Origin of the sequence: Nostocoides sp., from assembly GCF_037045025.1 — a bacterium.
Taxonomy (GTDB): Bacteria; Actinomycetota; Actinomycetes; order Actinomycetales; family Dermatophilaceae; genus Nostocoides_A.
The window spans coordinates 114,082-129,751 of the sequence record NZ_JBAOHM010000019.1 but is presented as its reverse complement, the minus strand read 5'-3'; the positions used below and the strand labels follow the sequence as shown (position 1 = coordinate 129,751).

At 69.7% G+C, this 15,670-nt stretch carries 13 protein-coding genes; 10 read left to right on the top strand and 3 right to left on the bottom strand.

Features of this window, described 5'->3' with window-relative positions; genetic code table 11:
- Nucleotides 1-116 precede the first annotated feature (116 nt).
- The 5 genes from V9G19_RS27650 (at nt 117) to V9G19_RS27630 (ending at nt 4,798) form a co-directional block, all read left to right on the top strand.
- Nucleotides 117-851 carry an EcsC family protein gene (locus V9G19_RS27650; protein WP_462288593.1) on the top strand — a complete coding sequence of 245 codons (735 nt, stop codon included), beginning with the start codon at nt 117-119 and terminating at the stop codon, nt 849-851.
- 91 nt (nt 852-942) lie between these two features.
- Nucleotides 943-1,410, top strand: a complete 468-nt coding sequence (locus tag V9G19_RS27645) for a YkvA family protein (RefSeq protein WP_462288592.1) — start codon at nt 943-945, stop codon at nt 1,408-1,410.
- 112 nt (nt 1,411-1,522) lie between these two features.
- Nucleotides 1,523-2,602 (top strand): DUF4192 family protein, encoded by a 1,080-nt coding sequence (locus V9G19_RS27640; RefSeq protein WP_462288591.1) that lies wholly within the window; start codon nt 1,523-1,525, stop codon nt 2,600-2,602.
- 47 nt (nt 2,603-2,649) lie between these two features.
- Nucleotides 2,650-3,048 carry a universal stress protein gene (locus tag V9G19_RS27635; protein ID WP_462288590.1) on the top strand — a complete coding sequence of 133 codons (399 nt, stop codon included), beginning with the start codon at nt 2,650-2,652 and terminating at the stop codon, nt 3,046-3,048.
- A gap of 205 nt (nt 3,049-3,253) precedes the next feature.
- Nucleotides 3,254-4,798, top strand: a complete 1,545-nt coding sequence (locus V9G19_RS27630) for an RNA polymerase sigma factor (protein ID WP_462288589.1) — start codon at nt 3,254-3,256, stop codon at nt 4,796-4,798.
- 13 nt (nt 4,799-4,811) lie between these two features.
- On the opposite strand, the gene V9G19_RS27625 is transcribed toward V9G19_RS27630, so the two are convergent.
- Genes V9G19_RS27625 through V9G19_RS27615 form a run of 3 tightly spaced genes read right to left on the bottom strand, consistent with a single transcriptional unit; the run spans nt 4,812 to nt 9,462 of the window.
- Nucleotides 4,812-7,223, bottom strand: coding sequence for a transglutaminase TgpA family protein (locus tag V9G19_RS27625; RefSeq protein ID WP_462288588.1), 2,412 nt, complete (start codon nt 7,221-7,223; stop codon nt 4,812-4,814).
- Nucleotides 7,220-8,452 (bottom strand): DUF58 domain-containing protein, encoded by a 1,233-nt coding sequence (locus V9G19_RS27620; protein WP_462288587.1) that lies wholly within the window; start codon nt 8,450-8,452, stop codon nt 7,220-7,222. Before V9G19_RS27620 ends, V9G19_RS27625 begins: the two co-directional genes overlap by 4 nt.
- Before the next feature lie 8 nt (nt 8,453-8,460).
- Nucleotides 8,461-9,462, bottom strand: a complete 1,002-nt coding sequence (locus V9G19_RS27615) for an AAA family ATPase (protein ID WP_462288586.1) — start codon at nt 9,460-9,462, stop codon at nt 8,461-8,463.
- A gap of 278 nt (nt 9,463-9,740) precedes the next feature.
- On the opposite strand from V9G19_RS27615, the gene mraZ reads away from it, so the two are divergent.
- From mraZ to V9G19_RS27590, 5 genes are all read left to right on the top strand, one after another.
- Nucleotides 9,741-10,184 (top strand): division/cell wall cluster transcriptional repressor MraZ, encoded by a 444-nt coding sequence (mraZ, locus tag V9G19_RS27610; RefSeq protein WP_462288585.1) that lies wholly within the window; start codon nt 9,741-9,743, stop codon nt 10,182-10,184.
- Between the two features lie 185 nt (nt 10,185-10,369).
- Nucleotides 10,370-11,362, top strand: a complete 993-nt coding sequence (gene rsmH, locus V9G19_RS27605) for a 16S rRNA (cytosine(1402)-N(4))-methyltransferase RsmH (protein ID WP_462288584.1) — start codon at nt 10,370-10,372, stop codon at nt 11,360-11,362.
- The gene (ftsL, locus tag V9G19_RS27600; protein WP_462288583.1) at nt 11,359-12,105 is read left to right on the top strand and encodes a cell division protein FtsL; all 747 of its coding nucleotides are present in this window, start codon (nt 11,359-11,361) and stop codon (nt 12,103-12,105) included. The genes rsmH and ftsL overlap by 4 nt, the downstream gene beginning before the upstream one ends.
- A gap of 159 nt (nt 12,106-12,264) precedes the next feature.
- The gene (locus tag V9G19_RS27595; protein ID WP_462288582.1) at nt 12,265-14,097 is read left to right on the top strand and encodes a peptidoglycan D,D-transpeptidase FtsI family protein; all 1,833 of its coding nucleotides are present in this window, start codon (nt 12,265-12,267) and stop codon (nt 14,095-14,097) included.
- A 4-nt stretch (nt 14,098-14,101) separates the two neighbouring features.
- Entirely contained in the window at nt 14,102-15,607 is a 1,506-nt protein-coding gene (locus tag V9G19_RS27590) for a UDP-N-acetylmuramoyl-L-alanyl-D-glutamate--2,6-diaminopimelate ligase (protein ID WP_462288581.1), read from the top strand.
- Nucleotides 15,608-15,670: the final 63 nt, after the last annotated feature.

Below are 15,670 nucleotides of genomic sequence, written 5' to 3'. Positions count from 1 at the left end.
GCCGCGCCGGCGACAGCGGGCCCTCGGGATTGCCCGGGACGCGCCGCGGCATCTGCGCCGCCGGCGTGCAAGGATTTCCTCCGCACACGCGCCGACGAGCAAGGAGTGGATTGCACATGGGCCTCCTCGACTGGATCAAGGACGAGAAGGACAAGCCCGGCACAGCGGTGACACCGCCGCGCAAATCGGCGCTGGAGGCCGCGCGCGGACCGAAGGAGGACGAGGGTTTCGTCGGTAACACCGCCACCCGGCTCGTCGAGCGACTGCTGGACACCGGCATCGACGGCCGTGGTCCCTTCGACTCCGCCGACGAGGTCGCCGCCGCGGCGCTGAAGAAGCACCCACGGATCGAGGACGCCGTCGACGAGATCATCAAGGACCACGCGCTGCTCGCCGCCGGGGGTGGCTTCCTGACGAGCATGGGCGGCTTCATCACGATGCCGGTCTCGCTGCCCGCGAACGTCGTCGAGTTCTATCTGCTCGCGACCCGCATGGTCGCCGCGGTGGCGAAGGTCCGCGGCTATGACATCAGCCAGCAGGAGATCCGCTCGGCGGTGCTGTTGACCCTCGTGGGCGCGGATGCGGAGGATCTGCTCAAGAAGGCCGGGGTCGTCGCCACCGGGCGGCTGTCCAATCTTGCCGCCCAGCGGCTGCCCGGCCCGGTGTTGATGGTGGTCAACAAGGCGGTGGCCTTCCGCCTCCTGTCGACGGTCGGACGGAATGTCCTGACCCGGTTCGGCCGGGCGATCCCGGTCGCGGGCGGTGTCGTCGGCGCCGGGCTCGACACCTACCTGATCCGGCGCATCGCCGACAATGCGCGGCGGGAGTTTCCGGTCGTGATCGACGCCTGAACCGGGGAATCACCGCTGCTCCCGACGCGTTTTCAGTAGTGCCCGCTCGCGCCCGTGAGCCGGCGCCGACCGCTACCCCGGAGATCACTCGATGGCGATCCGTTCGCGTCTGCCCCTGATCCGCACTCTTGCCAGCGCCGTCCGCTCCGCCACCCGTCCCGGCGCCCCGGCTCTCGGCGCCCGCCTGGGGGCGCTGCCGCGCCTGGTCCGGGCAACAACGGCCGGCACCTACAACGGCACGACGATCGGGCGGCTGGCCCTGCTCGGGGCTGCGCTGGCCTATGTCGTCTCGCCGGTCGACCTCATGCCGGAGGGCCTGCTCCTCGCCTTCGGCCTCGCCGACGACGCGATGGTGCTGAGCTGGTTGGCCGCCACCTTCTTGACCGAGACCGACGCCTACCTCGCCTGGGAGCGGGCCGCAGCCGGGCAGCCGAGCCCGGATGGCGCCGCCCCCACCTACCCGGGCACCCCCTTTGCCCAACCGGCCGGTTATCCCGCAGCGCAGTGGCCGATGGATGCTCGGCACATCATCGTCAAGGGCTCCGCTCGCCGCACCTGACCCGGCCCGGGTTCCGGTTATCCACAGACCCGACGAATCAGCCCAGACAGTTCTGCACAGGTCGGCGCCGTCCCAGCTGACAGCGCGCCCCGGCTGCCCCATCGTTGTGGGCATGCCGATTCCAGTCCGAAACGATGCCGACCTGCTCACCGCCGTGCCCTATCTGCTCGGTTTCCGACCGCGCTCCAGCCTCGTCATCGTCAGCCTTCGCGCGGGCCTCGTGTCTCACTTGACGCGGCTCGACCTCCCGCTCTCGGACGACTTTCGACGGTCGTGGCTCGCCACCGCGCTCGGCCTCGCCGTCCGCCACACGCCCGACGCCGTCTGTCTGATCGGCTTCGACGCGGCCGAGCGGTGCGGCCCGCTGCTTCGCGGGCTCGCCAGCCGGTTGCGGTTGCGCGCACTGCCGGTCGCGGCGCTTCTCGTGGTCGACGCGGAGTCCTGGCGGCATCTCGAACCCGGTCCGTGCGCGGTCTGCCCAGGAGCGGGGCACCCGCCGCCCGAGAACCAGGCGCTCGCGGTCGCCGCCGAGTTCGTGATCCGCGGCTTCTCCCCGTTCGCGAGCCGGTCAGCGCTTGCTGACAGCCTCGCGCCGGACCAGGACTACCTCAACCGGCTGACGGCAACAACCCCCGATGCCACTTCAGGCCGCGGGCACAGCGCAGCTTCGGTAGGCCGGGCCGAGGGGGCCTGGCGGGCGTTGTTGGACCTCGACGATCGTTGGGATCCCGAGCCCGAGCACCTATTGGTGCTCGCCGTGAGCCTCGCGGATGCCGACTGGCGAGATGCTCTGATCGCTCAGCTCGTCCCCGGTCTGGTGCCGGTCCAGGAATTGGCCGCCCATCACGTGCGCCGGGCCGAGCAGATCGTCCGCTACGCGGCAGGCTCGCGGCTGCGGACGCCGCGAGCGTGGGGCGATGGCACACCGGCGCGGGCGGAGTTTCACCGCGCGTTGGCCGACCGAGTGTGCCTGCTCGCCAGGCGCACGCCGGGGCGGCTTGCGGCGGGCCCCTACGCGATGCTCGCCGTGCTCACCGGATGCTGGGGCGATGGCGCGACCGCCGCCTTGGCCGCTGAATACGCCCTCCGAGCCGACCCCGATCACGTCCTCGCCACGCTCGTGCTGCGGCTCTATGCGCGTGGCCGATCCCTCGCCTCCCCCGACCGCCTGATCTCCCGCACCGTCGGGTAAGTTCGGGGCAGTAGCCTGTGGGTACAGGTGTGACGAGGAGGTCATCGGTGACAATTGTCGTGGGGTTCATCCCGACCAACGAGGGGCGTGCGGCCTTCGACCGTGCTGTAGCCGAGTGTGAACTCCGCAAGGTGCCGCTCGTTGTCGTCAACTCCGCTCGTGGGGGACGACACGACGAGGGACCCGACCTGCAGCTGGAGGATGAGCTGGAGCAGCTGCTCGACCAGACGCGCGCTCGCGGTGTCGAGGTGGATGTGCACACCATGGTCCGTGGCAACGAGCCGGCCGAAGACCTCATCGAGGTAGCCCGCAATGTGGCCGCCGACTTCATCGTCATCGGCTTGCGGCGCCGGACTCCCGTCGGCAAGCTGATCCTCGGCTCCAACGCCCAACGGGTGCTGCTCGACAGTCCCTGCGCGGTGTTGGCGGTCAAGGCCGAGCACTGACGGTCGCCCGTCCGGGTTCGCGGTTGGCGGAATAGGCGTTTGCACCGCGCGGTTTTATAATGTCGATGCGGGGCTCGGTCACCTGCGAAGGTCCCTCCCGACACGTGATCCCGACACGGTCAGGTGCCCGTCCGCGCACACCCTTTGATCAACCCCGGCGGCAACCCACGACGTCGCCGGGTTCACCGTGCCGGAAAGGTTGCTGGTGTCGCCCGTGCCGCGTTCGACCACCCCTGTCACTCCTGAACTACCCCGCGAATTCGCTCACCCTGCCCTGCAGGATCTCGTCCGTCGCGGCCGTACTGCCGGTTCGATCACCGGAGACGACCTCGCGACGGCACTGCGTGCGGCCAAGGTCTCTGCGGGTCGGCGCAAGGCCGTGGTCCGGGCGCTGGAGGATCAGGGAATCGAGGTCACGGTCCTCCCGACACCCGCCAAGAAGGCAACCGCGCGTGCCGCCACTGCCAAGAAGGCGGCCGGCAAGCGGGCCGCTGCCGAGCCAGCGACTGCGGCTCCAGCCGAGCCGGCCGCGGACGACGGCGACGAGGAGGTCGGTGACGAGCTTGACGTCGAGCCCGACCTGGACGCCACCGAAGCCGAGGAATTGGCCGTGGCGGCCGAGGCGGTCGAAGAGGGGAGCGACGAGGCACCCGAGACGAGCATCGAGGCCAGCGACGCGAGTGCCGACGACGCCGAGGACACCAGTGAGGAGACCGAGGACGGCGCCGACGAGGGCTCGGCCACGGCCACCTCCGAGGACGAGCTGGACGAGTCCGCAGGGTTCGTCATCCGCGACGACGACGAGGACGACGCGCCCGCCCAGCAGGTCGTCACTGCCGGGGCGACCGCGGACCCGGTCAAGGACTACCTCAAGCAGATCGGCAAGGTGGCGCTCCTTAACGCAGAGCAGGAGGTCGAACTCGCCAAGCGGATCGAGGCCGGCCTGTTCGCCGGGGAGCGGATGGCCTCCGCGGACAAGCTCGACCAGAAGCTCAAGCGCGAGTTGTGGTGGATTGCCCAGGATGGCAAGAAGGCCAAGAACCATCTGCTGGAGGCCAACCTGCGCCTTGTCGTCTCGCTCGCGAAGCGCTACACCGGGCGCGGCATGTTGTTCCTCGACCTGATTCAGGAGGGCAATCTCGGCCTGATCCGAGCGGTCGAGAAGTTCGACTACACCAAGGGCTACAAGTTCTCCACCTACGCCACGTGGTGGATCCGGCAGGCGATCACCCGGGCCATGGCCGACCAGGCCCGCACCATCCGGATCCCGGTGCACATGGTCGAGGTCATCAACAAGCTCGCCCGCGTGCAGCGGCAGATGCTGCAGGACCTCGGGCGTGAGCCGACGCCCGAGGAACTGGCCAAGGAACTCGACATGACCCCCGAGAAGGTCATCGAGGTCCAAAAATACGGTCGTGAGCCGATCTCGCTGCACACTCCGCTGGGCGAGGACGGTGACTCCGAGTTCGGCGACTTGATCGAGGACTCCGAGGCGGTCGTGCCGGCGGACGCCGTCAGCTTCACGCTGCTGCAAGAGCAACTGCACTCCGTGCTGGACACGCTGTCCGAGCGGGAGGCAGGCGTCGTCGCGATGCGATTCGGCTTGACCGACGGACAGCCCAAGACACTCGATGAGATCGGCAAGGTCTATGGCGTGACGAGGGAGCGGATCCGCCAGATCGAGTCCAAGACGATGAGCAAGCTGCGCCACCCGAGCCGCTCCCAGGTCCTGCGCGACTACCTCGACTGAGGTCAGGACCCGGTCACAACTTCCGTCGCCCGGACCGCCGATCCCGGACTCGGCGAGCCACGCCGGCGAGGGCCTGGGCGCCGCGCCGCGGCACCGACACCACGGCCTCGGTGCCGGCGGTGAGGGCTCGGCGTCCGGAGCTGGGCAACAACCACGCCCGCACGCGCGTGCGCCACGAGCGAGTGCGGCCGACGGCGGCCACCACGGTCTCGACATCTTTGCCAGGGTCGGGGAGCACCTCGGCCGGCGGCGCATAGCGCGCCTGTTCCACGGCGGCGACCACCCGGCCGAGCGCCGCCTTCTCGCCGCCGTCCAACACACCCCGATCGGCGAGATAGTGCTGGGCCTGCCGCGGCGTCAGGCTGTCGGGTGTGGCGATGCCGAGATCGCCCAGACGCTCGACCAAATCGAGCCAGCGCACCTCGATCCGCATTGCCTCGTCGGCGGCCCGCGTCAGGCGCCGGCGCCGCCGCAGGGCCGCCGTCACCGGGACGACGAGGCTTCCGAGCAGCCCGAGGACCCCCGCGATGACCACCCAGGACCTGCGGGGCAGGTCACCTAGGCGTTCCCAGACCGGCTTGTCGTATGCCGAGGGGTCGCGCGTCCCGGGCTCGTTCAGCTCCGGCTGATCGGGGCGCTGCGTTGGTGCCCGGCTCCCGCTGGACGTGCTGGACCGGCTGGCCGACGGCCGGTTATCGGAGAGCCGGGTGTAGGACGGGACCGCGCCGCTCCGCGAACCCGGAGTGGGTTCGAAGCGAACCCACCCCATCGGCTCGAAGAACAGCTCCGGCCAGGCGTGCGCGTCGGCGGCCCGCACCTGCCGCACCCCGGCTTCGAGCGTGCCGGGGAGGAAGCCGACAACCATTCGGGCCGGTATGCCGTGCCGGCGCGCCAGCATGATCATCGCGGTCGCGAACTGCTGGCAATACCCCTGCTTGGTCATCAAGAAGTGGGAGACGGGGTCGAGGTTGACCAGCCGGCCGTTCGCGTCCTGGGTCGGTCCGATGAGGGTGAGGCTGTAGGTGAACTGGTCCGAGCGCAGATAGTCCTGGATGGCCACCGCAGCATCCAGGTCCGAGGCGCCGTCCGGGACGATCCGCTCCAAAATGGCATCGAGCCGCGCCGTGGCCGCGCGCTCGACGACCAGCGACTCCGGCCCCGGGAGGGCCACCCCGGGAAGGACCGAGATGCCGTCCTCGGTCACATCGGACTGTTCGAGGAGATCCTGGGTGGGCGAGATCGTCGTGAACTCGGCGCTGTAGCTCGCGGCCGGCTCGCTGACGTCGATGCTCCCGTCACCAAAGCGGGTGGCCTCGACCCCGTCGGGCAACGAGAGCGAGACCACGCCGTCCGGGAGGGCGATCTGTGGGGCGTCCAGGCGGCTCTCCTCGACCGCGATGCCGTCCTGCTTGACCATGCTCCCGATCTCGCGCAGGTCGGGTGTGCCGGCGATCGGTGCGCCGTTGCCGTCCACCGGGGTCGCCGGATAGACGCGGCTCTCCCGGAAGCGGCCGTCCGGCCCGTATTCGCCGAGGACCGCGACGCGCAGCGGCGCGGCCGCGGCCGCGGTGCTGCGGTAGCGCACCCACACCGCCTGGCTGCGATCCTCCAAGTTGCGCTTGAGGTCTAAGGTTGTCGCCAACTCGACCTTTCCACCTTCGCCGTCGCTGCTTGTGCCCAGGCCCTCGCTGAGGAAGCGAGTCGAGGGATGCGGCACGGCCCAGGGGATGACGAGGGCCGCGACGACGCTCACAATCCCGAGATTGCGCGCGGCATCCGCGAAGCCGTCCGATGGGTTGCTCCCGCGTCCGCCGGCGCGTCCGCTACGCAGGGGGATCGCCGTGGACCAGCGGCGCAACCCGTCGATTCCGCTGCGACCCAGCATGATCAGCCAAAGTCCCGCGGGAAGGGCGAACGCGTGCCAGGGCAGCGGATCGCCCGAGTTCGTGGCGGTGAGCAGATAGGCGGCGAGCAGCCCGAGCCCGGCGACGGCGGGCGAGCGCCGGGTGACGGCGGCGGCATCGACACAGAGCGCCAGGCAACCGATGATCAGGCTGAGAGCGACGACGATGCCTCGATCCGCGGGCGCTGGCGCGGCATACTGCATCACGGTCATCCGCGCGTCATAGAGCAGGTAGTTCAGCGACAAGAACGCGTCTCGGATGGGCAATCCGTGCCACAGGTGCCCGCGCAAATGCAGGTAGCTGAAGGCCTCTACCGCCGCCAGACCCTGCAGGGCGACGACCAGCCACCGCGCTCCCAAAACGCCGCGGGCGAGGATCCCGACGACGGTGATGACGAGCGTGATCCCGAGGGCTGGGTTGACCCAGGCGAAGGAGTCGAACAGCAACCGCAGCGGCGCCAGCGCGGCCCAGAGCGCGGCGAGGGCGAGAACCGCGTCGAGAGGCCGGGCTGCGCGGTTCATCGGCGCGCCTGGACCAGATCGGACGTTGTTTGGGCCCACGCCTCGGGGACCGACCTGCCGTTCTCGACGACAGCGCTGGCCCAACCCTGGGTGCGCAGTTCGGCGGCGGCGGCGGCGGCATCCTTGCTGCCGCTGCCGCCGAGATCCATGACGAGGCAAATGGCGGCCGAGCCACCCAATCGCAGCCGGGAGAGCGTCAACGCGTCCGACTCGGCGAGCGGACCCGTCACGGCGACGACGAGCGCGCCATCTCCGACCCGGTCGGCAGCGATCGAGAGTCCTTGGCTGAAGGCGTCGCTCGGGCCGGGCTCTGCCAGGGCGAGCGATTCGAGGAGATCGTCCAGATCCAGCGGCTCTTCGGTGGCGGCCTCGAGGCACCCGCCCCCGTGGATGAGATGGGTGGAGAGCCCGGCGTCGATGAGCATCGCGCAAATCGAGGCGACCGCCGTGACCGCCCACTCGAACGAGCCGGCGGTTCGCGGACCGGAGCTGGTCACCTCCCGGTCATCGAGGAGGACGACGGCGCGGCGTTTGGCTGGCCGGTCCTCTTGGCGGACCATGAGATCGCCGGTGCGTGCCGTCGCCGGCCAATGGATGCGGCGCAAGTCATCCCCGTCGCGGTATTCCCGGACGGAGACGTCGTCCTCCCCGTGCAGGGCCACCATGTGCGGAATGGTGCCCTCGGTGCCCAGCCCGCCCGACGTGCCGCCGCCGGTCAGGTCGAGGACTCGAGGCAGGACAATCAATTCGCCCATGTCGGCGACGACCGCCAGGCGCACGGTCAGGTCGAATGGGTCTGTGACTCGCAAACCGAGCGGCCCGAGACGGTGGCGCCCGCGCACATTGCACCGCACCCGATAAGGCAGCAGCTGCCGTTCGCCGGGCCCCAGGCGGGGTACGACGAAGCGCGGCCGGTCGCCGAGGGCGTAGTCCAGCTGTTCCTCGGCCATGAGGATCGGTGTGGCGGACGACCCCGCGTTGGTGACGACGAGCGTGACATCGCTGGTCTCGTCGATCCGCACTCGAGAGGGGATGACCTCCCGCTCGGTCGTGAGCGCCAGTCCACGGCGCACGCCGATGAGCCCGACGATGAGGGGCAGACCGCCGACGAGCACGCCGAGCCGGGTGATATCACGGAAGCCGAGCACGAGCCCACAGACCACGAGGGCGGCACCGGCGGCCAGGAAGCAGCGCCCCCGCAGCGTCAAGGACTCCGTGACGTGTCGCATGCCGCCTGCTAGAAGCCGGGCGAGGGGATGCGCACCCGATCAATGATCGTGCGCACAACGTCGGCGGGCGAGCGCTTGGCATGCGCGGCCTCGCCGGTGAGGATCAACCGGTGACTCCACACCGGGATGACGATCGCCTGCACGTCGTCGGGCAGGACGTAGTCGCGCCCGGCGAGCGCGGCGTGGGCCCGGGAGGCACGCAGCAGGTGCAAGGTCGCCCGCGGGGAGGCGCCGAGGCGAATGGCCGCATTCTCTCGGGTGGCGCGCGCGAGGTCGACGATGTAGGCACGGATCGACTCCGAGGTGTGCACGGTGCGGACCGCGTGGATCATCCGGCTCACCGTGGCCGCATCGGTCACTGGTCGCAGCTCGTCGAGCGGGGAGCGTTGGCCGTGCGAGAGGAGCATGTCGGCCTCGCTGCGCGGGTTGGGGTAGCCCAGCGAAACCCGGCCCATGAACCGGTCACGCTGCGCCTCGGGGAGGGGATAGGTGCCCTCCATCTCGATCGGGTTCTGCGTGGCCATGACGATGAACGGGTGCGGGAGGGTGTAGGTCCGTCCGTCGACCGTGACATTGCCCTCCTCCATGCATTCGAGCAGCGCCGACTGCGTCTTGGGTGAGGCCCGGTTGATCTCGTCGCCGACGACGACATTGGCGAAGATCGCCCCGGGACGGAACTCGAAGGCCCGCACATCCTGGTTGAACACGCTGACGCCGGTGACATCACTCGGCAGCAGGTCTGGAGTGAACTGGATGCGCCGCACGGAACAGTCGATGGAGCGCGCGAGCGTTTTGGCGAGCATCGTCTTGCCGACGCCCGGAACATCCTCCAGCAGGAGGTGGCCCTCAGCGAGCAGCGCGGTCAGGGCCGTCTGGATCACCTCCGGCTTGCCCTGGATGACGGTGCCCATCGAGGTGGCCAGGCTGGTCGTCACCTCGAGCACCTCATCGAGCCCACGCGCGCGCTGAGTTGACGACGTCGTCGCACTCGTTTGGTCGTGCTGTGTCACCGATCTACCCCTTCGTCGCCGCGGCCGGCACCGGACCGGCTTAGGCATCTTGCCCCACGAGGCGGGCCGGTCCTAGCGGTTCGGACCGACTTGTTATGGAAGGACGCAGAATCACCCGGCGAAGTTCCCCACCTCACCCCACCCGTATCCGAGCACGTCAGCGCCCGCAGCCGGGCGGAAATGATCACCGTCCGTCGGCCCACGGGGGTGGGTAGTGGGGTAAAGTGGGGAAATCGGGTGCAATCGGGCGATTGGGTGGGTGAGGGAGGTGACGGCAGATGCCGGACGGCGAGTTCCTCGGGATCCATACCCCGCGGCTGGACGACAAGGGCCGGCTCTTCCTCCCGGCGCGCTTCCGCGACGACCTCGGCGAGCGCATCGTCGTCACCAAGGGACCGGACCGGTGCGTGACGATCTATCCGTATCCGGTGTTCAAGGACCGCGTTCTCGACCGGCTGGCTGCGGGATCCTCGGCCAGCCGCAATGTGCGTCACCTGCGCCGGGCGCTGCTGGCGCACGCCTCGACCGAGACCGTCGACCGGCAGGGCAGGGTGACCATCCCGACCGCCTTGCGTCAGTGGGCCGGACTCGAGCGCGAGTGCGCAGTGATCGGTCAGGGCAGCTATCTCGAGGTCTGGGACAGTGCCGCCTTTGCCGCCGTGGAGGCATCGAGCGACGACGTCCTGGATGCGCTCGACGAGGAAGGAGTCGTCCTGCTGTAGCGATCTCACCCCATCCGTCGAACTCTCGGTGGCTCGTGGCCTCCAGCCGCAATCCCGGCGCGCCTTCCCCCGCGCCGGGCGGCGGATGGGGACCATGGGCCATCGACACGACACCCCACGGGGCTCGCGCCCGAGCAGAGCGGGGGACCCACCTCCTGCGGCCCAGCACGAAAGGGACCTCGGTGATGAGCCAGGCGCCACCGCCGGCCGAGCGGCACGTCCCGGTGCTGCGCGAGCGGATCGTCGAGTTGCTCGCGCCCGCGCTGAGCGCGCCGGACGCGGTTGTGGTCGACGCCACCGTCGGTCTGGGCGGTCACGCGGGCGCCCTGCTGGACGTCGCGCCGACGGCGAGGCTCATCGGGCTCGATCGTGACGAGCAGGCGCTGGCGCTCGCCGCTGACCGCCTTGGTCCCCATGGCGATCGGGTCGAACTCGTCCATGCGGTCTATGACGAGTTGCCCGAGGTGCTGGCCAAGCGCGGCATCACGCGGGTGGCCGCGATCTTGTTCGACCTGGGGGTCTCATCGCTGCAATTGGACGAGCCTGAGCGGGGTTTCGCTTACCGATTCGATGTTTCGCTGGATATGCGGATGGACCAACGGCGCGGCATCACCGCGGCGGCCGTGGTCAATACCTATGATCGGGCCGACTTGGTCCGGATTCTGCGCGACTACGGCGAGGAAAGGTATGCCCAACGAGTGGCCTCGGCAATCATCGCGCGGCGGGCAGTCCGGGCGTTCGCGACTACGGGAGAGTTGGTTGAGGTGCTAGCGACAGCGATTCCGCAGTCCGCGCAGCGCACCGGCGGCCACATCGCCAAGCGCACCTTTCAGGCCTTGCGTATCGAAGTCAACGACGAACTCGCCACCTGGTCCCGGGCGCTTCCGGCGGCCATCGACCGGCTGGGCGTCGGCGGCAGGATCGCCGTGATGTCCTACCAGTCCTTGGAAGACCGCATCGCCAAAACCGTTCTGCGAGCAGGAGCTACCTCCAGCGCGCCGCCTGGTATGCCGGTGGAGCGGCCCCAGGACGCCCCCTATCTGCGCCTGCTCACTCGCGGCGCCGAGGGAGCCGATGCCCACGAGCAGGCGAGCAATCCGCGCTCGGCCTCGGTCCGGGTCAGGGCCGCCGAGCGGACCCGCCTGAGCGAGCCGAGTCAACTGGGGGTGGCGCTTTGACCCAGACTGCGGTCAAGCTGACCCGCGACGGCGCCAAACCGACCTTGCGCTCGGCGCCGGGTCCGCGGGCGCTCGCCCACACCCGGGCGCGAGTGCGGCGGGGCCGGGGCGGCCGCCCGTCACTGCGGATCGTTCCGGGGCGCGTTGCCACCAATCAGGCGTGGTTCGCTGTCGGCATGCTCGTCACGCTGGTCGCGGGCTTGCTGCTCACGCTGTTGATCAACACGCGACTGGCCGAGGGGACCTACACCCGCAATCGGTTGGCGGTCGAGTCTAGCTACCTCGCCGACCGTCAGGAGGTGTTGACCGACGAACTCGACGCCGTGCGTGCACCGGCGGCGCTCGCCCGGCAGGCGCTGGCCCTCGGCATGGTTCCCGCCGCCTCGCCGGCCTTCATTTCCCTGGAGCAGGCCCGGGTGCTCGGCTCCGCCGAGGCCGCGACGAGCAGCGACTTCAGCGTGGTCACCGATCCGTCGACGCCACCGGATGCGGCCGCGGGTCAGTCGGCCGATGGGTCGGCCCCCTCGAGCGGTTCGCCTGCCACCACAAGCGATTCCGCCGCACCCGACGTGGGTTCGCCGCAACCGCCGGCGGGCGCAGCCACCCCCGGTGCGAGCACCGATACCGGGCAAGCTACATCCACTCCCGGCCTGACCCCGACGACCGAGACGACACCGACCGAGACGACACCGGGCGAAGCGGTGCCGCCCGGGGTGCCCGGCGGCGAGCCCACGGAGGAATAGCCCAACGTGAGTCCTCGAAAGACGTCCACGCCAGCCCTAGTTCGGCCCCGCGCCGACCGCAGTGCGAGTGCCAGTCGCCGTCCTTCGGGCCCGAGTGCCCCGGCCGGCCAGGCGTCTCCCGGCGGGCGTCCTCCTGGCCCGCCGCGCGGGCGTGGGCTGGTGATCGCTGTGCCCGGCGCAAACCCGCGCACCCGCTCGCGCGCGCTTTTCGTCGGCTTCCTGGTGGTGTTCAGCCTGTTCGCCGCCCAACTGATCCGGGTCCAGGCGCTCGACGCCGGCGCCCCCTCCAATGCCGGCCTGGCCATCCGCACGGTCAAGGAGACCGAGCCCGCCATGCGCGGCACCATCACCGACGCGACCGGCGCCGTTCTCGCCACGAGCATCGAGCGACGCACCGTGATCGTCAACCAGCAGGCGGTCACCGAATACGAGAAGCGGATCGGCACGAAGCTGACCACGGTCGGCGTCACGGGAGCCGCCGCGGACCTCTCGCCCCTGCTCGGGATCGACCAGGCGAGCTTGGCCAGCAAACTCACCGGGACGCGCAAGTACTACATCCTCGCCAAGAACATCTCACCCCTAACCTGGCACAAGATCGCGGACCTGGGCATTCCCGGAATCACCAGCGAACGCACCTCGATCCGCCGCTACCCCCAGTCGACGACCGCCGCCAGCCTCGTCGGGTTCGTCGACGAAGGCCAGAGCGGCAAGGGCGGGATCGAGAGCGTCCTCGACAAGCAGTTGCGCGGCCAGATGGGTCAGCTGTCCTACGAGGTCGGCCAGGACGGAGTGCGGCTGCCCAATGGCAAGGTGAGCGACAGCTCGGCCAGGCGGGGCCACGACGTCCGGCTCACGATCCGCAACGATCTGCAGTGGTGGGCGCAAAATGCGTTGGCTCGCAAGGTTCGCGAGACACAGGCCCGGTCAGGCACGGTCGTCGTGCAGGACGTCCGCACGGGCAACCTGCTCGCGCTGGCGTCGTATCCGACCTTCGATCCCAACCACATCAGCGTGACGTCCGGGTCACTGACCAACCTGGCCTTCACCGAGGTCTTCGAGCCCGGATCGACCGCCAAGGTGATGACCGCGGCGGCGGCCCTGGAAGAGGGCAAGGTCACCCCCACCACCTCGATGATCGTTCCCTATTCGATGCATCGCTCGGACAAGCCGTTCACGGATGCCCACAAGCACGACACCGAATATCTGACCTTCGCCGGGGCCCTGGCCCAGTCGAGCAACACCGGGATCATCCTTGCCGGCGAGCAACTCTCCGCAGCGACGATCGAGAGCTACTTCCGCAAGTTCGGGATCGGCGCGTTGTCTGGCGCCAAGTTCCCTGGTGAGTCACCGGGCCTGTTCTATCCGTCGAGCAAGTGGAACGGTTCGCAGCGTTACACCGTCATGTATGGCCAGGGTGTCTCGATCACCGCGATCCAGGCGGCGATGGTCTATCAGACGATCGCCAATGGCGGGTTGCGGATGCCGCCGACGCTGATCGACGCTGTGGCCGACGAGGACGGCGAGTTCGTCCCGACGCCGCGGGCCGACGGCGTTCGGGTGATCTCCCCGCAGGCGGCGACCGAGTTGACCGCCATGCTCGAAGGTGTCGTGAGCAAGGACGGCACGGCGCCGGAAGCTCAAATCGACGGCTACCGCGTCGCGGGTAAGACCGGAACTGCCTCGCGCTATAACAAAGAGCTCGGGAAATACTCCGGCTACACCTCCTCGTTCATTGGCTTCGCTCCCGCGGATGACCCACGCCTGGTCGTGTCGGTGATCATCCAAGACCCCAAGAACGGCTACTACGGTGGGTATGTGGCCGGCCCCGTCTTCCGCGACGTCATGACCTATGCGCTGCAGTCGCTGCAGATCCCGCCCTCACCCACCGGCAGCCGGCCGCCCGCCCTCAAGCTGAAGCTGGATACGCCACCCAATATCAACGATCCGGCCGTGCTCGCCGATCGCCGAGCGATCGGCGCCGGCCCGGGGTGAGCCGGTGACCGCTCCGCTGCCGCGGCCGGCCGAGTGCAGCCCGGTGCCCATCGCTCGGTTGGCGCGGCTCCTTGGCGTCACCCCGCTCGGGCACGCTGCCGCGTCGGTGACCGGGGTCAGCCTCGATTCGCGCACCGTGCGCCCGGGCGATCTGTATGCCGCGCTCCCGGGCGCGCACACGCACGGCGCCCGCTTCGCCGCCCAGGCGCTCGCCCAGGGCGCCATTGCCGTGCTGACCGATCCCGCCGGGCTGGAGCTACTCGGCGACCTCCCCGATACCGTCGCGGCGCTGGTCGTGTCCGAGCCGCGCGCCGTTCTCGGGGCGCTCGCGGCCGAGGTTTATGGCACGAGCGGATCGGTTCCGACGCTGGTCGGAATCACCGGGACCAATGGCAAGACGACGACCGCCTATCTGCTCGACAGTGCCGCCCGCGCGCTGGGGCTAACGGCCGGATTGATCGGCACCGTCGAGATCCGCGTCGGCGAGCGGCGCCTGCCGAGCGTGCGCACGACCCCGGAGTCGCCCGACCTGCACGCGCTGTTGGCGACGATGCGTGAAGTCGGGGTCGACATCTGTGTGATGGAGGTCTCCAGCCACGCACTGGCGCTGCACCGAGTCGACGGGGTGCGCTACGACGTCGCCGCGTTCACCAATTTGTCGCAGGACCACCTCGACCTCCACGGCACCATGGCGGACTACTACGCGGCCAAGGCCGCGCTCTTCACGCCCGAACGGGCCCGCCGCGGTGTAATCCACATCGGCGATCCATGGGGTGCGCGGCTGGCCCGGGAGGCCACAATCCCCGTCGTCACGCTCGCCACGGACGGCGACGCCGACTATCGGCTAACATTCAACCTCGACGACAGCGTCACGATCCGTGGATTAAACCTCAACGTTACCTTGACATCTGCGCTGCCAGGCGCCTTCAACCAGGCCAACACCGCCCTGGCGGCGGTCGTGCTGCACCAGCTGGGCTACGACGCGGAGCAGATCACCCGCGCGGTGCTCGCCGATCCGCACGTCCCGGGCCGGATGGAGCGCGTCCGCGCGGGCGATCCGGATGCGCCGCTGGGCATCGTCGACTATGCCCACACTCCCGACGCCGTGCAGACTGCTTTGGCTGCGCTCCGTCCCCACGCCCCGGCCGGTTTGATCGTCGTCCTCGGCGCGGGCGGTGACCGCGACCGGGGCAAGCGCGCGGCGATGGGGTCGGCGGCGGCCGAGGGTGCCGACGTTGTCATCGTCACCGACGACAACCCCCGCTCCGAGGACCCCGAGCTGATTCGCCGGGCCGTCCGCGAGGGCGCCGAGGCGGCAGGCACCGACGCCGAAATCGTCGAGATCGCCGACCGGCGCGAGGCGATCCGGGCCGCTGTGGCGGCCGGGCGGGCCCGGGGCCCGGGCGTCGTCGTTGCCGTGGTCGGCAAGGGCCACGAGCGTGGGCAAGAGGTCGACGGCGTCGTGCACCCCTTCGATGACCGGGACGAGCTCGAAGCGGCCCTGACATGAGCGCTGCCCGTCACGCTGGCGACCGCGGCAGGCCCGGCGGCCCTGGCAAGATCACCTTGCCGC

Bases quoted from the DNA above. Each gene is read 5' to 3' on its own strand.
- V9G19_RS27650 (WP_462288593.1), top strand. From the start codon at position 117: ATGGGCCTCCTCGACTGGATCAAGGACGAGAAGGACAAGCCCGGCACA.
- V9G19_RS27645 (WP_462288592.1), top strand. From the start codon at position 943: ATGGCGATCCGTTCGCGTCTGCCCCTGATCCGCACTCTTGCCAGCGCC.
- V9G19_RS27640 (WP_462288591.1), top strand. From the start codon at position 1,523: ATGCCGATTCCAGTCCGAAACGATGCCGACCTGCTCACCGCCGTGCCC.
- V9G19_RS27625 (WP_462288588.1), bottom strand. From the start codon at position 7,223: ATGAACCGCGCAGCCCGGCCTCTCGACGCGGTTCTCGCCCTCGCCGCG.
- V9G19_RS27620 (WP_462288587.1), bottom strand. From the start codon at position 8,452: ATGCGACACGTCACGGAGTCCTTGACGCTGCGGGGGCGCTGCTTCCTG.
- mraZ (WP_462288585.1), top strand. From the start codon at position 9,741: ATGCCGGACGGCGAGTTCCTCGGGATCCATACCCCGCGGCTGGACGAC.
- rsmH (WP_462288584.1), top strand. From the start codon at position 10,370: ATGAGCCAGGCGCCACCGCCGGCCGAGCGGCACGTCCCGGTGCTGCGC.